The 23,355-nt window shown below is 57.4% G+C and carries 16 protein-coding genes; 2 read left to right on the top strand and 14 right to left on the bottom strand.

All coding sequences use genetic code 11. The features are described 5' to 3' along the window. Positions 1 to 110: 110 nt before the first annotated feature. On the bottom strand, positions 111 to 1,709 hold the full coding sequence (gene amaB, locus IEX74_RS02465) for an L-piperidine-6-carboxylate dehydrogenase (protein ID WP_188810599.1): 1,599 nt from the start codon (positions 1,707 to 1,709) through the stop codon (positions 111 to 113). Between the two features lie 121 nt (positions 1,710 to 1,830). Further along, positions 1,831 to 3,111 (bottom strand): zinc dependent phospholipase C family protein, encoded by a 1,281-nt coding sequence (locus tag IEX74_RS02470; RefSeq protein ID WP_188810601.1) that lies wholly within the window; start codon positions 3,109 to 3,111, stop codon positions 1,831 to 1,833. 242 nt (positions 3,112 to 3,353) lie between these two features. Here IEX74_RS02470 and IEX74_RS02475 point away from each other — a divergent pair, with 242 nt between their 5' ends. Then, positions 3,354 to 6,491 carry an Eco57I restriction-modification methylase domain-containing protein gene (locus IEX74_RS02475; RefSeq protein WP_188810603.1) on the top strand — a complete coding sequence of 1,046 codons (3,138 nt, stop codon included), beginning with the start codon at positions 3,354 to 3,356 and terminating at the stop codon, positions 6,489 to 6,491. 257 nt (positions 6,492 to 6,748) lie between these two features. Here IEX74_RS02475 and IEX74_RS02480 read toward each other — a convergent pair whose 3' ends face one another. Next, entirely contained in the window at positions 6,749 to 7,234 is a 486-nt protein-coding gene (locus tag IEX74_RS02480) for a hypothetical protein (protein ID WP_188810605.1), read from the bottom strand. Positions 7,235 to 7,702: 468 nt separating this feature from the next. Between IEX74_RS02480 and IEX74_RS02485 the strand changes: the two genes are divergently transcribed. Further along, positions 7,703 to 8,116, top strand: a complete 414-nt coding sequence (locus IEX74_RS02485) for a hypothetical protein (protein ID WP_188810607.1) — start codon at positions 7,703 to 7,705, stop codon at positions 8,114 to 8,116. A 312-nt stretch (positions 8,117 to 8,428) separates the two neighbouring features. On the opposite strand, the gene IEX74_RS02490 is transcribed toward IEX74_RS02485, so the two are convergent. The 11 genes from IEX74_RS02490 to IEX74_RS02535 form a co-directional block, all read right to left on the bottom strand. Beyond that, a complete protein-coding gene (locus IEX74_RS02490; RefSeq protein ID WP_229755087.1) occupies positions 8,429 to 9,925 on the bottom strand; it encodes a Do family serine endopeptidase in 1,497 nt (498 codons plus the stop codon). Between the two features lie 195 nt (positions 9,926 to 10,120). After that, positions 10,121 to 10,564 carry an Hsp20/alpha crystallin family protein gene (locus tag IEX74_RS02495; RefSeq protein ID WP_188810609.1) on the bottom strand — a complete coding sequence of 148 codons (444 nt, stop codon included), beginning with the start codon at positions 10,562 to 10,564 and terminating at the stop codon, positions 10,121 to 10,123. 471 nt (positions 10,565 to 11,035) lie between these two features. Continuing rightward, complete coding sequence (locus tag IEX74_RS02500) at positions 11,036 to 11,773, bottom strand: hypothetical protein (RefSeq protein WP_188810610.1); 738 nt, start codon at positions 11,771 to 11,773, stop codon at positions 11,036 to 11,038. A gap of 64 nt (positions 11,774 to 11,837) precedes the next feature. Continuing rightward, complete coding sequence (locus IEX74_RS02505) at positions 11,838 to 13,085, bottom strand: M20 metallopeptidase family protein (RefSeq protein ID WP_188810612.1); 1,248 nt, start codon at positions 13,083 to 13,085, stop codon at positions 11,838 to 11,840. A gap of 229 nt (positions 13,086 to 13,314) precedes the next feature. Beyond that, on the bottom strand, positions 13,315 to 13,872 hold the full coding sequence (locus IEX74_RS02510) for a sporulation protein (RefSeq protein ID WP_188810614.1): 558 nt from the start codon (positions 13,870 to 13,872) through the stop codon (positions 13,315 to 13,317). Further along, entirely contained in the window at positions 13,853 to 14,545 is a 693-nt protein-coding gene (gene deoC, locus IEX74_RS02515; protein WP_229755088.1) for a deoxyribose-phosphate aldolase, read from the bottom strand. The genes IEX74_RS02510 and deoC overlap by 20 nt, the downstream gene beginning before the upstream one ends. A 156-nt stretch (positions 14,546 to 14,701) precedes the next feature. Then, on the bottom strand, positions 14,702 to 18,103 hold the full coding sequence (secA, locus tag IEX74_RS02520) for a preprotein translocase subunit SecA (protein WP_188810619.1): 3,402 nt from the start codon (positions 18,101 to 18,103) through the stop codon (positions 14,702 to 14,704). Between the two features lie 268 nt (positions 18,104 to 18,371). Further along, positions 18,372 to 19,304, bottom strand: coding sequence for an SDR family oxidoreductase (locus IEX74_RS23110; RefSeq protein WP_229755089.1), 933 nt, complete (start codon positions 19,302 to 19,304; stop codon positions 18,372 to 18,374). A gap of 3 nt (positions 19,305 to 19,307) precedes the next feature. Then, on the bottom strand, positions 19,308 to 20,615 hold the full coding sequence (locus tag IEX74_RS23115) for a family 1 glycosylhydrolase (protein ID WP_229755090.1): 1,308 nt from the start codon (positions 20,613 to 20,615) through the stop codon (positions 19,308 to 19,310). Between the two features lie 222 nt (positions 20,616 to 20,837). After that, positions 20,838 to 22,016 (bottom strand): UDP-galactopyranose mutase, encoded by a 1,179-nt coding sequence (glf, locus tag IEX74_RS02530; protein WP_188810621.1) that lies wholly within the window; start codon positions 22,014 to 22,016, stop codon positions 20,838 to 20,840. 71 nt (positions 22,017 to 22,087) lie between these two features. Continuing rightward, positions 22,088 to 23,332, bottom strand: a complete 1,245-nt coding sequence (locus tag IEX74_RS02535; protein WP_229755091.1) for a glycosyltransferase family 1 protein — start codon at positions 23,330 to 23,332, stop codon at positions 22,088 to 22,090. Positions 23,333 to 23,355: the final 23 nt, after the last annotated feature.

Raw genomic sequence — 23,355 nt, forward strand, 5'->3', positions numbered from 1 at the left:
TTAATCAAAAGAGCAGCGCCCGGCGGAATCTCCCGCCGGGCGCTGCTCTTTTTATAGCAAGAAGAACCTAGCCTAGCTTTGCCACAAGCTCAGCAAGCCTAATACCTAGCTTACACGTCAAACTTAATCCCCTGCGCCAGCGGCAGCTCGCGCGAGTAGTTGATGGTGTTCGTCTGGCGGCGCATGTACACTTTCCAGGCGTCGGAGCCGGACTCGCGGCCGCCGCCGGTTTCCTTCTCGCCCCCGAAAGCGCCTCCGATTTCGGCCCCGCTTGTGCCGATGTTCACGTTGGCGATGCCGCAGTCGGAGCCGGTAGCAGCCAGGAAGGCTTCGGCTTCGCGCATGTTCAGGGTGAAGATGGACGACGACAGCCCTTGGCGCACGCCGTTTTGCAGGGCAATGGCTGCTTCTACGTCGCCGCTGTAGCGGATGAGGTAGAGAATCGGCGCGAAGGTTTCTTCCTGCACCGTAGAGTAGTGGTTTTCGGCTTCCACCAAGGCAGGTGTTACGTAGGTGCCGGTCGGGTACGCATCACCCGTCAGCACCTCGCCGCCGGTCAAAAGTGTGCCTCCCTCCTGCTGCACTTGGGCCAGGGCTTTGGTAAAGCCTTCCACCGCCTGCTGATCGATGAGCGGCCCGACCAGCGTGCCATCCTGCAACGGGTGGCCGATGGGGAGCTTGGGATAAATGCCGAGCAGCCGCTGCTTTACTTCCTCGAAAATAGAGTCGTGGATGATGAGGCGGCGCGTAGTGGTGCAGCGCTGGCCAGCCGTACCTACAGCTCCGAACACCACGGCGCGCATCGCCATATCCAGGTCGGCGTGCTCGGTGAGGATGATGGCGTTGTTGCCACCTAGCTCAAGCAGCGCCTTGCCTAGCCGCGCGGCCACCACCTGCCCCACCTGCTTGCCCATGCGCGTGCTGCCCGTGGCCGACACCAGCGGCACCCGCCCATCGGCGGCTAGCAGCTGCCCGATTTCCGCGTCGCCGATGATGAGGTTGAAGACGCCTTCCGGCAGCTCATTTTCCTTGAGTACTTCCTGCACGATATGCTGCACGGCTACCGCTACCAGCGGCGTTTTCTCCGAGGGCTTCCAGATGCTCACGTCGCCGCACACGGCGGCCAGCATGGCGTTCCAGCTCCACACCGCCACCGGAAAGTTGAAGGCCGAAATGATACCCACAACACCTAGGGGATGGTACTGGTCGTACATGCGGTGCGCGGCCCGCTCCGAGTGCATCGTGAAGCCGTGCAGCTGGCGCGAAAGGCCCACAGCGAAGTCGCAGATGTCAATCATTTCCTGCACTTCCCCCAGGCCTTCCTGCATGATTTTGCCCATCTCGTAGCTCACCAGCTTGCCCAGCGGCTCCTTGTACTGGCGCAGCTTGTTGCCGATCTGCCGCACGATGTCGCCGCGCTTGGGGGCAGGCACGAGGCGCCAGGTTTGGAAGGCCGCTTGCGCAGTTTTCACAACTTGATCGTAATCTTCGGCGGTGGCGAAACGCACGGCGGCAATAACCTTTCCGTCGGCTGGCGAGTGAATGGTGCGAGCCTTTTCGTTGGCTTCGCCGCCCCAGGTTAGGCCGGTGCTGTAGGCCGGATTATCGGCCCGCACACCTAGCTCCTGCAAAATCGTCTGGATGCCGTGCGGATCTTCTGGGGCAGGCGCGGCGCCGGTGGCAACGGCCTCTTCGAGGGCTTGTTTCATGGGGAAAGGTAGATTGAGAGGTTTCGCGGAAGTCACCTGCCGGTCCGATAACCTAGGTATCGGACCGGCAGGTGACGTCAGGGGTGCTTCTTACAAAGCTAGCAAAATAGCCTTGCCTCTTTCAGCGCTCCAGCGCCCGCAGCGCCTCCAGCGCTTCTTCGGCTTGCTGGCGCTCCTTTCGGGCTTCCCGCTGGTCATCTTTCTCGTCTTCGTCTTCCGCTTTCAGGGGCGGAATGCCTTGGGTGAAATACGTGAGCACGTACTGCCGCAGCGCGGGCGTGAGGTGCTCAAACTTATCCTTGTGCAGCTCGTGCAGCCACTCGGCGGCGGTTTCGTCGGCGAGGGCGTAGGCGGCGGGTTGGGTTGGCTGGCCGGTGTCGAGGTTGGTGTTAGCTAGGTTCGGGACCGTGGCGGCCGTATCCAATGGCTGCTGGCGAGTGAGGGTGCAGTAGCGGGCCAGCACGGCGCGGTAGCTGGCCCGAAACCTAGCTTCGCCCTCGGCGCTGGGCAGCTTGAAGGCGTAGGTACGGAGCGGGCCGATTTTGGGCAGCAGGTTGATGATATTCGCCATGAGCCTAGCCCCGAAACCCGGCTTCTCGTACTCGGTGCCGAACTCCTGCTCAAACCGGCGTCGGTTGGTTTTGTACAGATACTCACGCCGCCGCGCCCGCCGACTTACCTGCCGGATCTTCTTATGCTGACTGTGCCAGGCGGCCCGCGCCACCGCCGGCAACAGCTGATTGACGGCAAACCGGAACGAGGCCACGCCCGCATCCACGTTGAACACCACCCGACCTAGGTCCAGCCCGTAGGTCAGCCGAAACGCCCGCTCCAGCACCGGCTTGCTCACCCGAAACCCAATGAACTTGTGGTAATCCTGGGTGCGGTAGTGTCCGGCCGCCACCTGCACCACGTCAAACGAAAACTCCAGCTCGGTGTGGCGGTGCGGGGCGTTTTCGTAGGTCACGACGGGGCCGTACCTGGCTTTCAGGTCGGGGTACACGGTGGGCATAATCAGGTTGGTGCCTTGGGGGTGGCCCACGACATCGGCCGCGTAGTGCGACAGCGCCCCGAGGGCAAACGCGTACTCGTTGCGGTCGTGGGCCAGGTCGAGGAGGTTGCGCACGAAGTCGCCGGGGCGCACGTAGTGGGTAAGGTCGGTGAACAGCTCGCCCCCCAGCGGGTAGTAGCCCATATCCTGAATAATGGCCCCACCGTAGGCGTAGCTCTTGGCCTCATCCAGCTGCGCGGGCGTGGCGCCGGGGTAGTGCTGGTGCAGCAGCGGCACGAGGCATGTTTGCCAAGTCGAGTCAATTACGGCTTGGTGGGTGAGGAGGGAATACGCCGCAGCGGGTGTCAGCGGCGCGAGGAGCAAGAAGAGGAACAGCAAAAGGCGGAGCATGAGGAAAGGTAGCAGAGCGGAGGAGAATGGTAGTAACCAGCAAAGCGGCGCAACGGTTAACCTCACCCCCTAGCCCCCTCTCCCCAGGAGAGGGGGAACTAGCTTCTAATTTTCTGGCTATTCTTCCAAACTAAAAAGCTACCCCTAGAGCTAGTTCCCCCTCTCCTGGGGAGAGGGGGCTAGGGGGTGAGGTCCCTCTTCCGTATCTTCCGCCTTTCCTTATTCGCTATTTATCCTTCTCCATGCCCGAGTTAGTTCCCCTCTTCCCCGCCGCTGCCCTCCCCGCTCCTTTCACCCAGTATGACCCCACCCGCGCCCTGCCCGACTTTGCCGAGCGCCTGCGCCACCTGCGCCGCTGGCAGCAGGGCATTGCCGATGGCTACGTGCGCAGCCAGAAGGAAGAAGCCTTGCAGGCCGAGTTTCTGAACCTGCTCTTCGGGCAGGTGCTGGGCTACGAGTACCAGGCCACCACTCACCGCCAGCTCCAGCTCGAGTTGAAAACCCTCACCGACGGCACCAAGCCCGACGGCGCCCTCGGCGACTTCGTCGCCTCGCCGGGCGGGGGGCTAGGTGGGCCGGTGCGCGCCGTGGTGGAGCTGAAAGATGCCCGCACTCCGCTCGACGCCAAGCAGCGCGGCCACCAGAAAGGCCGCGCCGAAACGCCCGTGGAGCAGGCTTTCAGCTACCCCAGCAAGTTTGGCAGCGCCTGCCGCTGGGTGCTGGTCAGCAATTTTGTGGAGCTGCGCCTGTACGCGGCTTCCGACCAGACCCGCGCCGAAATCTTCCGCCTCGATACGCTGCCCGACCAGCCCGAGCAGCTCCGGCGCTTCTTTGCCCTGCTGCTGCCCGCCCACCTGCTGCCCGCCCCCGGCCGCGCCGAAGCTCTGCTCGACGAAGCCCTGCAACAGCGCCAGCAGGAAGAAATCAAAATCACGAAGTCGTTTTACAAGGACTACAGCCTGGCCCGCCGCCAGCTCCTCGACCACCTCATCGAGCAGAACCCCGCGGTGCCGCCGCTGGAGCTGCTGGCCCACACCCAGAAGCTGCTCGACCGGGTCATCTTCGTGTGCTTCTGCGAGGATAAGGCCATTATTCCGCGCCAGACGTTCCGGAGGCTGCTCAACAACGTGCGCGAAAACAACTTCGACCCCACCGACGAAGACAAGGTGTACCGCACCGTGCGCGGCCTGTTTCGCAGCATCGACCTAGGTAACCCCGCCGCCAACATCAACCGCTTCAACGGGGGGCTGTTTGCGCCGGATGCGGCCCTGGATGCGCTCCGGATTCTGGACCGCACCCTCACGCCCGTGATTCAGCTGGAGAAGTACGACTTCGCCTCCGACCTGAACGTGAACATCCTGGGCCACATCTTCGAGCAAAGCCTCTCCGACCTCGAAGCCGAGCGCGCCCGCCTGCAAAACCTAGCCTATGACCAGAAACAGGGCAAGCGCAAGCAGGACGGCATCTTCTACACCCCCGAATACATCACGCGCTACATCGTGCGGCAGGCCGTGGGCGGGTGGCTACAGGAACGCCGCCGCGAAGCCGGCCTCGACCAACTGCCGGAGCTGACCGACGACGACCGCGCCAGCATCCGGATTGGCGTGGGCAACCGCCTCGTGCAGCCTACCACGCGGGTGCAGAAGCACATTGCGGCCTGGGAGCAGTACGCCCAGCGCCTCGAAAACATCCGGGTGCTCGACCCGGCCTGCGGCTCGGGGGCGTTTCTGAACGAGGCCTTTGGCTACCTGCTGCGCGAGGGCGAACAGGTGAACCAGGAGCTGGCTACGCTGCGCGCCGGCCAGTTTAAGGTCTTTGACTTCGACCGCCACATCTTGCAGCACAACCTCTACGGCGTCGACCTGAACCCCGAATCGGTGGACATCACGCGCCTCAGCCTGTGGCTGCAAACCGCCAACCCCGGCAAGCCCCTCACCTCCCTCGACCACAGCATCCGCTGCGGCAACTCCCTCATCTCAGACCCGGCAGTGGCCGGCCCCCGTGCCTTCAACTGGCACGCCGCTTTCCCCGAAGTATTCGAACAAGGCGGCTTTGACGTGGTGATTGGAAACCCGCCGTATGTATTTGGAGGCAATGCTACTTTATCAAAAGACGAAAAGAAGTTTTTTCAAGTCAATTACCAATCTGGTTCAGGCAAAGTAAACCTCTTTACTCTTTTCAATGAACTTTCTATAAACTTGCTTCAAGAAAAGGGGAAATTATCTTTTATCATTCCCAATACCTTTCTAAGAGTAACTTCATATGATAGCTCACGAAGATTTTTATTAGACAATGCAAAGCTAGAATATCTCACTGACCTAGGTAGTGGTGTTTTCGCGGATGCAACTACTAGCGCAATTATTATATCTGCTGAAAAGACCAAGGATAATAACAAACACGAAACCATCATCCGTTTTGATACTGAATCAAATATTGAGCAAGCTATCAAACAAGATGATTTTAAAAAAGCAGGGTATGTTATAGGCATTAATACAAATCTTGCCAACAGTACAATTCTAGAGAAGCTTACCAGTAACTCTATACTTCTTGGCGAACTATGTGAAGAGCTGATCTTTGGTGTTGTAATTACGCATAATCAAGAAGATATAATCTCAGATACTCCTAAACCTAACTATAAAAAGTTCCTTGAAGGCAAACATGTAGGACGTTATATTATAAGAAGCTTTAAATACTTAAATTACGATCCTAAACAACTCCATAGAGCTAGAAGCCCAAAAATATTTGAAGCAAGTGAAAAACTACTTATTCAAAGAATTACAGGTGGCAGCCGACCTATCACGGTAGCATATGACAATCAACAATTTTACAACAAAGAGTCAATCAACAATCTAATACTAAAAGAAGATTCTAAATTTTCCATAAAGTATATCTTGGGGCTTCTTAATTCTAGATTAATTAATTGGTTTTACACGATTCGATTCACTAATGAATCAAAGCTAACTGTTAATATTTCTAAAGAATACTTATCTCAAATTCCCATTCCCGACATCTCCCCCGCCGAACAACAACCTTTCATCAGCGCGGCCGAAGCCTTACTGGCCGGGCACAAGGAATTGCACGCGGCGGAGGCGCAGTTTGAACAGCTGGTGCGGGCGGAGCTAGGCCTAGGGGTGCCGCTCACGGGCAAGCTAGCCCCGAGCCAGGAGTGGAAGCCGTGGAGCACGGCCCTGGAACGCGCGCTGGGCCGCAAGCTCACGCTGACCGAGAAACAGGAGTGGCTGGGCTTTTACGCCGCGCACCAGGAGCGCCAGCAGCAGCGCCGCGCCGCCCTCCAAGCTCAGGATGCCGCCCTCGACCAGCTCGTGTACCAGCTCTACCAGCTCACCCCCGCGGAAATAGCCCTGGTGGAAGGCCGCTAGTCGGGGTCGGGGCCTACCGGGCTGCCCGCGCGGGCCAGGGGGTTGGGGCTGCGCCGAGGCAGTTACCTAAAAAAGACAACCCGTTCGGCGCGGAGCCGAACGGGTTGTCCAAAACAACGAACGAGTTCGGCAAGCCGGCCAACCGGGCAGCCAATTCGGCAAACCAGTTCGGGTCGGACCCCAACCTAGGTACCCAAAAAGACGAACGAGTTCGGGTCTGACCCGAACTCGTTCGTCTTTTTGGGTACCTAGGTTGGCTAGTTGGCCGAGGCCTTGGCGGGGTCGGCTTTCACCTTGCCTTGTCCGGCGAAGCGCTGCTTCAGATCCTCGAAGGCGGTTTGGGCGCCGGGCTGCTTGTTCTGGGCCAGGAACTTGATGTTGTTGTAGATGGTGAGCGAGTTGCCGTAGGCTTCGGAGCCGGCCGTCATCATCGTGGAGTCAACGTCGAGGGCCAGTTGCTCCAGCTGCTGGTGCAGGGGCGTGAGAGCGGTGAGGGCGGCCACGTCCTGCTTCAGCTCGGCCAGGTCCACGAAGGGCGGCACGAAGGCGGGGTTGGAGGTGGCGTAGTCGTTCGTTTTTTGCACGAAGGCCACGGTTTTGTCGGCCATGCGCAGCATGGTTTTGCGCTCCTCGGGCGTGAGCGACACCAAGTAAGGCGCCAGCGCCGCCTTGATGGTGTTGAGGGCTTGCTGCACCTCCAGCACTACACTTTGGGGAATGTCGGAATGGAACTCGTTGGGCATAGAATAGAAGAAATGAGATAAAGGAAAACGTAAAAAATCAACGCGTGCAAACAGGTAGTGCAGAACGGCAAGCCCCAGGCAATAAAACAGCCAAAACCTAGGTTGCAGGGCAGAAAGCGCACAAAAAGAACGGTAGTAGCCGCCCGTCATTCCGACCAACGGGAGGAATCTCGCGTGCAGTCGTTGAACGTCATGCCGAGCTTGTCGAAGCAGCTCGCGTGCAGTAGTAACTCCAATCATCTGGTTTACCATTGCACGCGAGCTGCTTCGACAAGCTCGGCATGACGATGGTCTAGCAATGACGTTCAACGATTGCCGCTCTGCTACTGCCGTTCTGCTAATGCTGTTCTATTAATCCAAATTCTGTAGCTTCAGGTCCTTTCCTGCCCTACGCTCGTGGCATAGGATGTGTTAGCTAACGCCGCACCATCTGCTACTGCTCTCCCACCCTAGGTTCCTTTCCGCGCTATGTCTACTACTACGAGTACTTGCTTCATCACCCATCGCCCCGACCTAGGGGTGCTGGTTGCCCGCTGGCTGGATAATGCCCCGCTGGCCCAGCTGCAAGCCGATTTCACGGCCCTGCTCGCCCAGGCCGAGCAGCACCACACCGCGCGCTGGCTCCTCGACGTGCGCCGCCGCGACCAGCTCAGCCCCGAGCTAGGCCACTGGACCACGAGCACCTTTTACCCACTTGCCGCCACGCAGCTGCTGCCGCAGCAGCTGCGCATTTCGGTGCTGTGCTCGCCCGCCCGCATGGCCGTCTACGAGACCAGCTCCGAGCAGAAAGAATACCTGAGCTACGGCCTCTCCAACGAGCGCACCTACCGCATGCGCCTCTTCGGCGAAGAAGGCCCGGCCATGCAGTGGCTGCTGGGGTAGCCTCACCGCTGGGCCTTACGTAACGGGTATCGTTCTGGTGGGCGCCTCACCCCCCGGCCCCCTCTCCGAAAAGGAGAGGGGGAGCCAGACGAGAATGAGCAATTCTCAATGAGTAATGAGTAATTGTTCATTCTACATTACCCATTGTTCATTGCCGCCGTGGCTCCCCCTCTCCTTTTTCGGAGAGGGGGCCGGGGGGTGAGGCGCACCGCCAGAACAAAGCTACTTGCCCCGCTGTGCGAGTACCCCAAGTCTCAACAAAAAAGCCCCGCCAAGTACTGGCGGGGCTTTTTGCATTAAAGAGAAGCTAGCTTATTCAGCCTGCCCGATGGGGTAGTACGCCTTGCGGCCGTCCGGATAAACGCCTTCTACGAGGGCGCCATTGCCTTCCTTGGCTTGCTCCAGATACGTGGCTACGTCCTGAGGCTTGCTCACTTTGTTCTTGTCGATGCGGGTGATGATGAAGCCATCAGCAATGCCGGTTTCGCGGAAGTTGCTGCTCTTGATGCCGCTGATCTTCGCGCCACCCTCGATACCTAGCTTGTTCATCTCCACGCGGCTCACCGGGGCGAGCGTCGCGCCTTCGTACTTCATCGTCGCATTGGCCGTCTCGCGGATGATGTCCGTGGTGCCTGTGGCGTTGCGCAGGGTAGCGTTGGCGGTGCGCTCATCGTCGCCGCGCAGGTAGGTCACCTTGATCTTGTCTCCGGGGCGGTAGCGGGCTACCTGCTCCTGAAGCTGCGACGAGGTGTTCACTTTCGCGCCGTTGATAGCCGTAATCACGTCACCTTCCTTCAGGCCAGCATCAGCAGCGGCGCTGCCTTTGGTCAGCCCCATCACGTACACGCCGTTCAGGTTCTTGATTTTCTTCTCGGAAGCCAGCTGCGCGTCTACTTCGCGGATGCTCACGCCAAGCAGGGCGCGCTGCACCACTTTGTATTTCAGCAGGTCATCCACCACTTTACTCACGATAGAGCTAGGTACGGCAAACGAGTAGCCTTCGAAAGCACCCGAGCGCGAGGCAATAGCGGAGTTGATACCGATCAGGTCACCGTTGAGATTCACGAGGGCCCCACCCGAGTTGCCGGGGTTCACCACCGCGTCGGTCTGCAAGAACGACTCGATGCCCATGTTGTCCTCGCGGCGCAGGATGTTGATGTTACGGCCTTTGGCAGAGATAATACCCGCCGTTACGGTTGAATTCAGGTTGAAGGGGTTGCCCACGGCAAGCACCCACTGGCCTACTTTCACATCGTCGGAGTTGCCGTATTTCACGAAAGGCAGATTATCGGCCTCTACTTTCAGCAAAGCTAGGTCGGTGTTGGGGTCAGCGCCCACAAGCGTCGCTTTGAACTTGCGCTTGTCGTCGAGCACAACCTCAATCTTGTCGGCTTTGTCGATAACGTGGTTGTTGGTCACGATGTAGCCGTTGGCGGCAATCACCACGCCCGAGCCCGAACCCATCTGCGGCCCCGACTGGCCGTGGAACTGGTCGGCATCATCACCGAAGAACTGGCGCAGGAACGGGTCCATCTGCATGGCGCGCTCATTCACCTTCGGCGCATACTCGGTCATTACGTGCACCACGGCCGGCGTCACGGAAGCCGCCGCCGCCACAAAGTTCAGACCTTCCGGCACATTGTACGCGCTGCGGCGCAGCTCGCTGGTGTACCGCACGTTGGGGTCGGCCGCTACGGCCTGAGGCGCGTAGGTGCGCTCCGGCTCCAACAGCTTGTACCCACCCACGGCCACGCCCCCGCCTAGTACCGCGGAAGTCAGCAGGCCGAGCATCATTTGTTTTGCTTGCATGGGTAAGAAATGGGTTGTTTTATTTGAAAGAAGAGAAGGGAAGTTACAACAGAAATCGTGAGCCGCCAATGAACTACGAATTCAAACGTAGAGAGTCGGTTTCTTGGTATTCGGTTGCAAACTATATATTGATAACACGCATTTCAACAAAAAAGGCACCGTAGCCGATGCCTTTTTTTGTCGTGTCGCAGCCGCTTAGCGCACTTCGATGTGGTGCTTGGTCACCTTGTTGGTATCGAAGGGCAAGGTCACGCGCAGGATGCCGTCGGTCAGCTGAGCGTCGATGGCCGTTACATCCACGGTTTCCGGCAGGCGGAAGCTGCGGGTGAAGGTGCCGTACGCCGTTTCGACGCGGCGGAACTTCGGCGCGTTTTCCTCGGCAGCCGGCGCTTTCCGCTCGCCGCTAATCACGAGGTTGCCTTCCTGAAAGTCGATCTTCACGTCTTCTTTTGCTACGCCCGGCACGGCCAGTTGCAGCTCAAAACCGTGCTCCGATTCTAGGATATCGGCCTGAGGCACGAAGCTCTTGGCGGGTTGGTTTACGGTAGGAAGCGTGTCGCGCAGCAGCTCGTTTAGCACTGAGTTGAAAGCGCGCGAAGGACGAAGAGCAGGACGGTTGTTATACAAGAGAGTTGCCATGGTTAACAAGTCTTTTTAGAGTCTGAGTCAAGTGGTATCGTTACCGGTACACCCCTATTCTATAAATTCTGTACCAAGGCAAATTGGAGCCTCAAACAATGCCAAAAAGTCTTAACCTAGGTTTAATGCTTGCCAGCCGCTAAAGCCTTTTGTCTGAAAACATAACTTTTTGAGCTGCAAACAAAGCTTTCAAGTAAATCATAGCCGCGACTTTTTGACATATAACCCTAACAACTTGTCGCAGCCACACGGTTGAAGCAAGCCCCAGCGGGGCGGCAGATCGGTAGAACATAGCCTGTAGAAAACGACCAAGCCCCAGCGGGGCGACACCGGTCGTTGGAACCTAGGTGTCGCCCCGCTGGGGCTTGGTTATTTTACGGTGTTGTTTTCTACCGATCTGCCGCCCCGCTGGGGCTACTCGGCTTAGGTCGGAACCTAGGTCCTAGGTTTTGCGGCCCTAGCCGTTAGCACCTAGTGCTGCGTGGGCAGCTGCCGCCGCTCAAACACCTGCTTGCCGCGGAAGAGCGTGTAGCGGACATCCAGCCCCAGAACGGGCGTCACGAAATTGCGCCGGCCGCCGGGAATGGTCACGTTGCCTTTCGCGTCGGTTTGGGGCAGCGTGAAAGCGTAAGACGTCTGGTGGGCGAACCACGGCGTGAAGTCGAAGTGGTCGGAAAGCCGCACGCCTACTTCGGCCCGCAGCGTGGTGTAGTCAATTACCCGTTCTTTCGGCTCGTTGGCATCGCGCTGCAAGCGCAGGAAAGCCCGCCCTTCATACGCCACGCGCGGCCGCAACACAATGCGCCCCACGGGTACCAGCCGGTCGAGGTCGAAGCGCAGACGCACCAGCGCCCGGCTCTCGGCATTGCCGGCCGGAATGTAGTATTCCAACCCTAGCCGCTGCCGGAAGTTGAACCCGCCGAACGTGTTCCAATGGCGCAGGTAAGCCTCCGGCGTCACATCGGTGTAGCGCGTCGACTGCGCACCAGAATACGAATCGAGGCGCAGCAAGCCGCCGCCGCTCCACTTCGCATCCCAGAAGTGCTCGTAGCCGGCCCGCAAACCTAGCTGCTTCCGCTCCGTGTCATTGTCAGTTGCAATGGGGCCATTCAAACCTAGCCAGGCGTAACTGTCGCCCTCCAAAGCGTATTCGGCCTGTAGCTCCGGCCACACTTCCAGGCTGTTCACGGCCCGCCGGCTTTGTGCCATTGCTGAGTTAGCGCCGGTTAGCGCCAACAGCAAACCTGCCGCACACAAGCTTTTCCGGCCGAAATTATGCATGAGCCCCAGCCGCCGAAGCAGCCGCAAGCGTTTCCGTTGTAGTTGTCGATTCACCTGCTCCCAACTCACAAATAGCTAGCCAAGCCATCAGGCCGGGGCCCACCTCCAGCGCTTTGGAGTCGATATCGAAGGTAGGCGTGTGCACCGACGAAGCAAAGCGCCCGTCGCCGCTGGCGCTGCGGGTACCGAGCCGGTAGAAGCAGGCATTTGTCGCCTGCGAATAGTAGGCAAAGTCTTCAGCAGCCATCCACTGATCTATCTCAATAACGTTTTCGGCACCTAGGTATTCCTCGGCGGCGGCGCGTACGCGGGCCGTCAGCTCCGGCTCATTATCGAGGCAAGGATAGCCGCGCCGGATTTCCAGCTCGCAGGTCGCCCCCATCGATTCGGCCAGGCCTTCCACCAGCTTCCGCAGAATAACGTGAGCCTCTTCGCGCCACGCTTCATCAAGGGCGCGGAACGTGCCCTCAATGTGCACCTCATTCGGAATAACATTGGTGGCACCGTTGGCAATGACTTTCCCGAACGACAGCACCGTCGGAATCTTCGGGTTCACGCGGCGACTCACGATTTGCTGCGCCGCTACAATGATGTGCGCCGCTACGAGCACGGGGTCTAGGTTCTGGTCGGGCATGGCGCCGTGGCCGCCTTTGCCGCGCACGGTCAGATATAGCTCATCGGTGCTGGCCATGTAGCGGCCGCTCCGAATACCTATCTGCCCGGCCGGCAACATCGGAAATACGTGCTGACCCAGCACGCTGGCGGGCGCGGGGTTTTCCAATACGCCTTCCTTGATCATAAGGGAAGCCCCGCCGGGCACCAGCTCCTCGCCGGGCTGGAAGATGAGCTTCACCGTGCCCTCAAACTGGTCGCGGAGCTGCGTCAGGATGCGGGCTACTCCTAGCAGGGAAGACGTATGCACATCGTGGCCACAGGCGTGCATTACGCCTGGGTTGGTTGATTTATACGGTACGTCGTTCTGCTCCAGAATGGGCAGCGCGTCCATATCACCGCGCAGCGCCACGGTGCGGCTACCGGGGTTTCGCCCTTCGATAAGCACCACCACACCGGTGGTAGCCATCGGCTGCGGGTCTAAACCTAGGTTTTTCAGCTGCTCCGTGACAAATGCAGCTGTTTCAAATTCCTTGAACGAAAGCTCCGGATGCGCGTGCAGGTGCTGGCGTAGCGCAATCGTATCGGCGGTAGCTGAGGCCGCGAGTTGTTTGATCGTCTCAATCATATCTGAACCACGGATTCCTCCGGATTTTTCGGATTACACGGATTTTGTGGGTGCTGTTACGGAATTATCATTCCGGGCAAAGCGAGGGATCTGATTTACTATTTGACTAAAGTAATTCAGATTCCTCGCTTTGCCCGGAATGACAAACTCAGTTATCCAGACCCAATTTATTATTGAACAGCAAAAAGCCAACTGACCTAGGCACTTAGTACCTAGGTCAGTTGGCTTTTCAATACGCCGTCTTATTTAGCACCACCTGGGCCGGTTGCAGCTCCGCTTTCGGCGCCAGCGGCCGGATGCGCTGCATGGCCTGCTCGGCTTCCAGGCGCGTGAGATAATCGCCGACCCATAGGCGGTAGATGGGCTGCTTGAAGGTGATGTAGTCGGTTTCTTCCGGGTACTGCCCGATGATAGCACGGCGCACGGCCATCGCCTGATTCCGCTCCAGCCCAACATACGCCAGGATACGGTAGCCCTGGGCGTACTTCACGTTCTGGTTGGTGTAGGCCTGGTCGCGCAGGCGTTGCTCAATCTGGGCGTTTACCTGATTAGTTGGCGTAACTGGGCGCGGCTTAGCAGCTACCGCGGGTGGGGCAATTTCAGCTTTTGCCGCGTTAAAGCTAGGTCGGTACTTACTTAGATTCTCGACCGGCAAAGACGAGCTAGTTTTTCGCGTGGTATCCGTAGGTACGGGTGCCGTGGTGGGCGTACTCGGGGCAGTAGCCGCGCAAGAAGCTAGGGCAAACAGGGCAAATGCAAAGGACACGTTAGGGAGCAGGTGTTTCATTTTCTTCCAGCAAGGCCACGCTATTCGATGACCCAATCCGGTCGGCACCAGCGGCTACCAATACCAGCGCCGCCGTGCGGGTGCGAATGCCGCCAGCCGCCTTAATACGGATATGACCAGGCAAATGACGACGCATCAGCTTGATATCGGCCTCTGAAGCGCCACGACTGGCAAAACCGGTGGAGGTTTTTACGAAATCAGCGCCCGCGTCGGCGCAAAGCTCGCAGGCCATGATGATTTCTTCTTCCGAAAGCAGAGCCGTTTCAATAATTACTTTAAGCAGGGCACCTTTGAAGTGGCAAAGTTCGGACAATTGCCCGATTTCTTCCTCCACTTCCTCCAGCTGACCCGATTTAAACGCCGCGACGTTCATCACCATGTCAATCTCGCGGGCACCGTCGGCCAGCGCCTGGTGGGCCTCAAAGAACTTGACCTTTGTGAGCTGGTACCCCAGAGGGAAGCCTACTACCGTACAAACGACAACACCAGTATCCAAGAGCTTATCAGCAGCAAACCGCACGTAGCACGGCGGCACGCACACGGTTGCGAATTGGAAATGGCTAGCTTCGGCGCACAATTGCGCAATCTGAGCTTGCGTGGCATCCGGCCGTAACAGGGTGTGGTCGATACGGCTGGCGAGGTTCGTAGTGGTAGCACTCATCGGGTGAAACATCGTGCAAATGGTAGTTAGCCGGCGCGCAGAAAGACAAGAATCAGCCCAACTGCTCGCTAGCTCGGAAAAGAGCGTGACGAATATAGTCTAAAAACAATTAATGGCAGATGGGTGCCCACCTGCCATTAATTTCAAGACAACTTAGTCAGATTTTCGCTAATCCAGAAGCACGCAGCGGTTGTTTTCCAGATCGTCTTCTACGGTCTTGTATTTCACGTCCCGAACGATCCGGCCGTCCATATATTGCACGCTCACCTTGTCGTTGCGGTTAGCCACTTTTTGCGCCCGCACGGGCTGTTGCTTTTCCATAACAGGTGCGTCGGCCGGACCTAGGTCCTCGGGGCCAGCCCCGAGCGATACGGACGAAACTTCCTTACGCGCTTTCAATTTCGGAGCGGGCGCAGGAGCGGGCAGCTCGTCTTCCAAGAAGAACTCGGGCTCGTCGTAGCCCTGGGCACCCTGCTGCACCGGCACATCGGCGCGGAACAGGAAGGAAACCGTTTCCTCGTTCACTTTGCCGATCATCTGCTTGAACAGCTCAAACGACTCGAACTTGTACACCAGGAGCGGGTCCTTCTGCTCGTACACCGCGTTCTGCACGACTTGCTTCAGGTCGTCCATCTGGCGCAGGTGCTGGGTCCAAGCCGTGTCGATGACGGATAATACCACCACCTTCTCCATGCTCCGGATCACCTCGTGCCCGCTGCTAGCCTGCATGCGCTGCAAGTTGGCAATTACCTGAAGCTGCTTGCGGCCATCAGTGAACGGCACAGCAATGTTCTCGTACGGCGCATTCTGACTCAGCAGGTCGTTGACCAGCGGCAGGGTATTGCCGGCAATGAACTCGTTTTTGCTCTGGTAATAACCTAGGGCTTCGTCATACAAACGCTGTGTGAGCTGCGGCGCCTGTACGGCGCTGAAGTCCTGCGGCGTGAGGTGCGTGTCGTAGCCAAACACGCGGATGATAGCTAGCTTGAAGTCTTCGTAGTCGTTGGAAATCTTGTGACCGACCACGATGTCTTCGCAGACGTCATAGATCATATTCCAAATATCCAGTTCCAGACGCTCACCGAACAGGGCGTTGCGACGACGCTTGTACACGACCTCGCGCTGAGCGTTCATCACGTCGTCGTACTCCAGCAGGCGCTTACGCGTGCCGAAGTTGTTCTCCTCCACTTTCTTCTGGGCGCGCTCGATGCTGCTCGTAATCATGGAGTGTTGAATCACTTCACCTTCCTCCAGGCCCATGCGGTCCATGAGCTTGGCAATGCGGTCCGAGCCGAATAAGCGCATCAGGTTGTCTTCCAGGCTCACGAAGAACTGCGACGAACCTGGGTCGCCCTGACGGCCGGCACGACCACGCAGCTGGCGGTCGACGCGGCGGCTTTCGTGGCGCTCGGTACCGATGATAGCTAGGCCACCGGAGTCACGCGAGGTTTCGCGCAGTTTGATGTCGGTGCCACGACCAGCCATGTTGGTAGCGATGGTCACAGTACCGGGGAAACCAGCGGCGGCTACAATCTCAGCCTCACGCTGGTTCTGCTTGGCGTTCAACACCTGGTGCTTGATGCCGCGCAGCTTCAGCATGCGGCTTACCAGCTCCGAAATTTCAACCGACGTTGTACCTACGAGCACCGGACGGCCGGCTTGTACCAGCGTCTGGATTTCCTCGGCTACAGCGTTGTATTTCTCACGCACGGTTTTGTACACCTTGTCGTGCTCGTCTTTGCGCGAAATCTGACGGTTCGTCGGGATAACCACGACGTCGAGCTTATAGATTTCCCAAAACTCGCCTGCTTCCGTTTCAGCCGTACCGGTCATGCCGGCCAGCTTGTGGTACATGCGGAAGTAGTTCTGCAAGGTCACGGTAGCGTAGGTCTGCGTTGCATCTTCCACGCGCACGTTTTCCTTGGCCTCAATGGCCTGGTGCAAGCCATCGGAGTAGCGACGACCTTCCATTACGCGGCCGGTCTGCTCATCTACGATTTTTACCTTGCCGTCTTCGGTCAAGATGTATTCCTGGTCGCGCTCAAACAGCGTGTAAGCCTTCAGCAGCTGGTTCACGGTGTGCACCCGCTCCGACTTCTCCTGATACTCGTGCATCAGCCGGTCTTTCTCGTGCACTTTCTCTTCGTCACCTAGGTCTTTCGACTTCTCGATGTTGGCGATTTCAGAGCCGATATCGGGCATGATGAACAGGTGCGGATCTTCGCCCTGGGCCGTAATCAGGTCAATACCTTTTTCGGTCAGCTCGATCTGGTTGTTCTTCTCGTCGATGGTGAAGTACAACGGCATGTCAGCCTCCGGCATCTGACGCGAGTTATCTTGCAGGTAGAAGTTTTCTGTTTTCTGCAACACAGCGCGAATGCCCGTTTCCGACAGGAACTTGATGAGCGGCTTGCTCTTAGGCAGTCCACGGTAAGCGCGGAACAACATCAGGCCACCCTCCCCTTCTTTGGGGCCGTCTTTCCCTTCTTTGATGAGCTTACGTGCCTGCACCAAGTAATCCTGCACAAGCTTTTTCTGCGCATCCACCAGCATCTGAATGCGGGGCTTCAGTTGGTAGAACTCGTGCACGTCGCCGCGCGGTACGGGGCCGCTGATGATAAGCGGCGTCCGGGCGTCGTCGATGAGTACCGAGTCCACTTCGTCGACCATGGCGTAGTGGTGCTTGCGCTGCACCAGCTCTTCCGGGTCGCGCGCCATATTGTCACGCAGGTAATCGAAGCCGAATTCGTTGTTGGTGCCGTAGGTAATATCGGCCAGGTAAGCCTTACGACGAGCATCCGTGTTGGGCTGGTGCTTGTCGATGCAATCCACCGTGATGCCGTGAAACTCGAACAGCGGCGCATTCCACTCCGAGTCACGCTTGGCCAGGTAGTCGTTCACCGTTACAAGGTGAACACCGCGCTTAGCCAACGCATTCAGGAAAGCAGGCAGCGTCGAAACGAGGGTTTTACCCTCACCTGTCGCCATTTCCGCAATCTTACCCTGGTGCAACACCACGCCACCAATAAGCTGCACATCGTAGTGCACCATGTCCCAGGTGATTTCCGCACCGGCGGCAATCCACTTATTAGCCCAGATGGCTTTGTCACCGCTGATGGTCACGTTGCTCTTCTGGCGGGCTATTTCGCGGTCGAAATCGGTGGCAGTTACCACCAACTGACCATTTTCTTTATAACGACGGGATGTCTCTTTAACAATAGCAAAAGCCACTGGCAGCACTTCGAGCAGCACTACTTCCAGCTCCTTGTTACGCTGCTTTTCCAGCGCATCAATCTGGTCGAAAAGGGCTTCTTTCTGCGTAGCATCAAGGCTAGTCTCGTTGGCAATGTGCTGGTGCAGCCCGGCAATCTGGTCATCAATGGCTTTCAGATGCGCATCAATGCGGCCGCGCACCTCCTCGGTACGCTGGCGCAGCTCATCATCGGAGATTGATGCCAGTTTGGCATATTCGGCATTGATAAGTGCCACGTATGGGATAATCTCCTTCAAGTCCCGGTCCGCTTTCGAGCCGAAAATCTTGGCGACGGTCTTCCCTATAAAATCAAGCATGCTAGTGTTTTTTAGCTGAAACGCCGGGGCGCACCTCAAATTTACGGCGTTTTTAGGAAAAACCCGCCCGTGGTGCTCCTTGGTTCCCTGAACGAAGAAACCCTGCTACTTCAAAGAGTATGCAGGGTTTCAGAAAAGGAAATCTTGGCAGAGTTTCAAACGCTTGCGCCTAGGGCTTATCAGCCAAACCTAGGTTGCCTATAATAGCTTGCTAAAGTCGGAAGGGCAGAGCCGATGCTTTGCCTCAGTCTGGAGCCCAACCTAGGTTCTACGAGGCCACTGCCATTGACTCTTCGGGGGAGTTGCGCATGGCCGTCATCACCTCCGATACGCAGCGGTGCAGCCGATCCTCGGTAGTCGGCAGCAGGTTACCTTGCTTGCTGCCAAGCACGCTGTAAGCGGGCCGGGTAGCCGGTAAGCCAAAGGCCTGCATGGAGCGCGGCACAACAAAGGACGTATCCAGGCTGGCCATGTCGGCGGCCAGGCGAGCCAGGTCGGCCCAGGTGTAGGCGCCCTGGTTAGCCAAGTGCCACACGCCGCGCTCTTCATCAATGAGAAGATCCAAGGATACATTCACCAAATCCGGCACAAAGGTCGGGGAAACGAGCACATTGTCGGCGGCTTCGAAGGCTTGCTTCTGGTGGCCGGCCCGCAAGGCATAATACACGAAGTTGTATTCGTCCCAGGCACTAAAGAAAGCACTCGTGCGCACCACTAGGGCTTTGGGCATGCGCGCCAGCACATCACGCTCGGCGAGGCGCTTGCTGTTGCCATACACGTTGAGCGGACAGGTTGTGTCGCTTTCTACATACGCTGCCGACTTGTTGCCGTCGAATACCATATCCGACGAGAACGTGAGGAAATAAATGTCGCGGTAGGCGCAAGCGGCGGCCATAATGGCGGGGCCGGTGGTGTTTTCGCGGTAGCACCGATCAAAATCCTTCTCGGCTTCGTCAACCTTTACATAGCCGGCGGTATTTACCACTGCCCACGGGTTGTAGCGCGACAAGGCTGCTTCTACCGAAACCGGATCGGTGATGTCCAGTTCGGCGCGGCTCAGGGCAACTGCTTCGATGCCCCGAATGGCACAAATGCGTTGGAAGGCGCGACCTAGGGTACCATTGGCGCCGGTGATGAGCAAAGGCCGGACTGGTGGCTGGGTGAGGCCGCCGATCAGGTCGTTTCGTTCGAGTATTTGCATAGTTTAGGAGGTCTTGGAGGTGGGACAATGGTGATGGTAGCGAAATCGGTCGTCGCGCTCCCACCACCCCTTATTCCGCAGCAAGGGGTGCTCATAATAACCTTGCGTAGCGAGGCTTTTGACCATTTTGAACAACGCGGTAGGCCGAGGTTTGCCCCCACGCAGATCAAATACGCCGCTTTCGTAAAAGGCTCCTTCCTGGGTGAGCAGCGAGTTCCAGTCGTAGGCGCCGAGCAACGACCAGATGGTAATGGCTCGCATGTCTACGCCTTCTTCCTTCAACTTGTTGGCTGCCTCCCACGCATATTGCACCCAGCGCATCTGCTCCTCACGCGTACAGTCGAGGTGTACTTCGGTGATGGCAATCGGGATATGATACCGTTCCCAAGCCTCTTTCAGCAGCCCGTGGAATCCCATAAGCTGGATTGGGCGCACCCGTACGGCTTCTACATCGGCGTAGTCGGGGCGCTCATGACCATTGACGCGCCGATGTGCTTCAAAGAACTGGTAGTTCTCGTCGAGAAACCGTTCGCTGGTAATGTAATGATTGATACCTAGGATGTCGGGCGGCGATGACTCATTCACCAGCTCCATCAGTTCCTCAGCAGAAGCGCCATTATCACGCAGGTAGCCCCACATTGGGTGGTGGTCGTCGAGGTAGCCGCAGAGCAGGTCGTAGGTAAGCCAGCGCCGGTTGTTTTCAAACTCCGCCTGATACCCTAGGTTGGGCGTGCTGTGCGTTTTGCCGAGGTCTTCGGTCTGCACCAGCTTGGCATTCGGGTTTACCTGCCGAATGGCTTTCATGGCCTCTTTCGTGCCCTTAATGTGATTCAGCTGCACCCGCACAAAGGTATGATCATCAATGCCGTGCGGATACCAGATGCCGTACAGGCCGCTGAAGCGGGCCGTCGTGAGGGGTTCGTTTACGGGGGTGTAGTGCGTTATCCAGGGGTAGCGCTCGGCCACCATCCCGGCAAAGCGGGCCAGTAACGGCACAAAGTTATCCTGGTGAAGCGCCGTGTAGCGCGGCCCGCTGCCGTGGTGCAGCAGCGTCACAATCGGGTCGATACCTAGCTCCTGTAGGCGCGCCATGCGCTCGTCGGTCCAGGTCCAGTCGGGGTTATCGAGGCTTTCCGGGGCTACCTGCTCCCAGAGAATCGGGTAGCGCAGCTTGCGGATACCTAGGTCAGCAAACAGATCCAGGTCTTCGACGCGGGTCCGGTGGCCGCTACTGACGAGCTGGTCCGAGTATCCTTCGCCAATGCGTCGAATTGTGCACTCGATGCCACCCCATACTTCTACTGCTTCCATCAAACGTCTAGTTGTGGGTAGCGCTCAGGGGGTTATCCTGTTCCCCCGTTGAGTTCTCCCCGGTACAAAATGCGACTGTCATCCTAAGCTGCCTTTTAGATCTTTCTCACTGTGTCAGGTCCTGAAACCCAACCGTGCAAAAGATCCTAGGCAAGCTCAGGATGACAGGCGAACCTTTTACCAGCTACTACCAGCGCAGCGGGCTACTCTGTGTTACGTGTTCTATTCTTTAGAAGGTGCACGCTTCACAATCTTATCCAGAATGGAAGTCGAACCAGTGATGGGCGGCAGCTTAGTAGCAGCTTCCTCCGACTTCTCCGTCAGCTTCTTGTAAAGCGTTAGAGCTTGGGCCACTACCTGGTCCATGTTGTAGTAACGGTACGTAGCCAAACGGCCTACGAAGTGTACGCCAGGGGTTTCGTCGGCTAGCTTCTTGTACTTGTTATACAATTCCGCGTTTTGCGGTTGTGGCACTGGGTAATATGGGTCGCCTTCTGCCTTCGGATACTCATACACGAGGCTGGTTTTGGAGTGTTTCTGACCGGTGAGGGCCTTAAACTCCGTGACACGCGTGTAGAGGTTGTCGTTCGGGTAGTTCACTACCGCAGCAGCTAGGGCTTGCTCCGTGTTCAGCGTTTCGTGCTTGAACTCCAGCGAGCGGTAGGGCAGCTTGCCGAATTTGAAGTCGAAGTACTCGTCTACCGGACCCGTGAAGATCATTTCCTTGAACGGAATGAAGTCAACGATGTCGTGGTAGTCGGTGTTCAGCATGATGCTGATGTTGGGGTGATCCAGCATCCGCTCGAACATACGAGTGTAGCCGTGCAGCGGCATCGACTGGTAGGTGTCGGTGAAGTAGCGGTCGTCGCGGTTGGTGCGGGTAGGCACACGTGACGTTACCGACTTATCTAGCTCCGATGGGTCGAGGCCCCACTGCTTGCGGGTGTAGTTGCGGAAAAACTTCTCGTAGAGCTGGCGACCAACTTTGCTTACTACTACGTCTTCGGAAGTACGGATTACGGGCACTTCCTCTGCCTGCGACTCCAGGAACTGCTCTACCTCGAAGCTATTCAGGTTCAGGCCGTACAGCTTATTGATGGTATCGAGGTTGATGGGCATTGGCACCAACTGGCCATCTACTGAAGCAAGCACACGGTGCTCGTAGGGACGCCAATCGGTGAAGTTGGATAGATATTCAAATACGTCTTTCGAATTGGTATGGAAGATATGGGGACCATACTTGTGCACCAGCACACCTTCCTCATTGTAATGGTCATACGCATTGCCAGCAATGTGGCTGCGCTTGTCTACGATGAGGACTTTCTTGTTGGAACGGGTAGCCAGCCGCTCGGCTAGCACGCTACCGGCAAAACCGGCCCCGACGATGAGATAGTCGAACATAGCTAAATCTGTGTCTTGGTAGAAGAGATGGAAAGAAGCGCGAGTAGTGAACGGCCTAATCGTGTTGAAGGTTAGCTGGCTCCGTTCGGACCAGTATGCTTAGCAGCTAATTTTTGCTGCATCAGATTCACCATAGATTCCCAGGTCAGATCCCAGGAGATGGTACCTAGGTATTCGTCGGTCCGACGCTGCCAGTCGGCATCATCTTTCTGGGTTAGTGCAACCTGGATAGCTGACGCGAAATCCTTGGCATTGGCTGCAATCTGGACGAGATTTAATTCGCCGTAGGGCCGCACTACATCCCGGATGGGCGTGCTCACAACGGGCTTACCAGCGGCCAGATACTCCGGCGTTTTGGTGGGTGAGATGAACTTAGTGCTCTCGTTGTCAGCGAAAAGCAGCGTGGCTACATCCCAGCCTTTGATGTAAGCGGGCAACTGTAAATAATCCTTGCCACCTAGGTAGTGGATGTTGGCGGGGCGGGGCAGGCTGTTCGGATCAATCTTCACAACTGGTCCGATAATCACAAACTGCCATTCCGGATGAGCAGCGGCCAACTGGCCAAGCAGCTCAATATCCAGGCGCTCATCTACAACGCCGTAAAATCCAATTCGTGGGTGCGGGATAGCGGCTTGGTCCTGCGGATCGGCAATTTCGGTGCGAGCCAGTCCAAAATGATCCTTATCGATGCTGCTGGGGAAAGCGTGGGCATCGTTGTGCTGCTTGCTTTTGGCTTCGTACAGGCTCTGGCCACCCGTGAACACCAAATCAGCCTTTTGGAAAAGCTCTTGTTCCAGCTGCCGCAGGCGTGGGGGCGCAAACTTGAAATTAGCCAACTCATCCATGCAGTCATACACGGTAACAGCGGGCGTAAAATCTCTCGATTTATCCAACGCCATCGGGGTGTAGTACCAGAACACGTACTGGTTGATGGCGTTGTCGGCGAAGTAGCGCTTCAGCAATTCCTGCTGGATTTCGTTGGACCTAGCTTCGTCTAAGCCAGTTGGCAGGTGCGCCACCACTACTTTCAGACCGTTCTGCCGTTCTTTGATTTCCAGGTGCGGCTCTACCTGATCCGGGTGAACAAAGGGTTCTTCAACGTAAAATACGCGGCCCTGCTGGGCAAATCGAGAGAGTAGATGCTGCGGCCGTTGCCACACAAAATCCCAGTGCAGGTGCGCAAAGCACACAAGATCGGGTAGGGAGTAGGAAGAGGAAATAGGCGGTGTAGTAGTAGTGGTACGAGCAGTCGGAGCGTTTTGGTTAGTTGGAGAGGCAGCGCGTGGCGTTGCCTCCGCCGAGGTCGGGAGCGGCATATCAAAGAAGCTGGAAAGTAGAA

Source organism: Hymenobacter cavernae (assembly GCF_014641455.1).
Taxonomy (GTDB): domain Bacteria; phylum Bacteroidota; class Bacteroidia; order Cytophagales; family Hymenobacteraceae; genus Hymenobacter; species Hymenobacter cavernae.

Excerpts from the sequence above, each read along its gene's own strand:
- amaB (WP_188810599.1), bottom strand. The coding sequence starts at position 1,709 with ATGAAACAAGCCCTCGAAGAGGCCGTTGCCACCGGCGCCGCGCCTGCC.
- IEX74_RS02470 (WP_188810601.1), bottom strand. The coding sequence starts at position 3,111 with ATGCTCCGCCTTTTGCTGTTCCTCTTCTTGCTCCTCGCGCCGCTGACA.
- IEX74_RS02475 (WP_188810603.1), top strand. The coding sequence starts at position 3,354 with ATGCCCGAGTTAGTTCCCCTCTTCCCCGCCGCTGCCCTCCCCGCTCCT.
- IEX74_RS02480 (WP_188810605.1), bottom strand. The coding sequence starts at position 7,234 with ATGCCCAACGAGTTCCATTCCGACATTCCCCAAAGTGTAGTGCTGGAG.
- IEX74_RS02485 (WP_188810607.1), top strand. The coding sequence starts at position 7,703 with ATGTCTACTACTACGAGTACTTGCTTCATCACCCATCGCCCCGACCTA.
- IEX74_RS02490 (WP_229755087.1), bottom strand. The coding sequence starts at position 9,925 with ATGCAAGCAAAACAAATGATGCTCGGCCTGCTGACTTCCGCGGTACTA.
- IEX74_RS02495 (WP_188810609.1), bottom strand. The coding sequence starts at position 10,564 with ATGGCAACTCTCTTGTATAACAACCGTCCTGCTCTTCGTCCTTCGCGC.
- IEX74_RS02500 (WP_188810610.1), bottom strand. The coding sequence starts at position 11,773 with ATGGCACAAAGCCGGCGGGCCGTGAACAGCCTGGAAGTGTGGCCGGAG.
- IEX74_RS02505 (WP_188810612.1), bottom strand. The coding sequence starts at position 13,085 with ATGATTGAGACGATCAAACAACTCGCGGCCTCAGCTACCGCCGATACG.
- IEX74_RS02510 (WP_188810614.1), bottom strand. The coding sequence starts at position 13,872 with ATGAAACACCTGCTCCCTAACGTGTCCTTTGCATTTGCCCTGTTTGCC.
- deoC (WP_229755088.1), bottom strand. The coding sequence starts at position 14,545 with ATGTTTCACCCGATGAGTGCTACCACTACGAACCTCGCCAGCCGTATC.
- secA (WP_188810619.1), bottom strand. The coding sequence starts at position 18,103 with ATGCTTGATTTTATAGGGAAGACCGTCGCCAAGATTTTCGGCTCGAAA.
- IEX74_RS23110 (WP_229755089.1), bottom strand. The coding sequence starts at position 19,304 with ATGCAAATACTCGAACGAAACGACCTGATCGGCGGCCTCACCCAGCCA.
- IEX74_RS23115 (WP_229755090.1), bottom strand. The coding sequence starts at position 20,615 with ATGGAAGCAGTAGAAGTATGGGGTGGCATCGAGTGCACAATTCGACGC.
- glf (WP_188810621.1), bottom strand. The coding sequence starts at position 22,016 with ATGTTCGACTATCTCATCGTCGGGGCCGGTTTTGCCGGTAGCGTGCTA.
- IEX74_RS02535 (WP_229755091.1), bottom strand. The coding sequence starts at position 23,332 with ATGCCGCTCCCGACCTCGGCGGAGGCAACGCCACGCGCTGCCTCTCCA.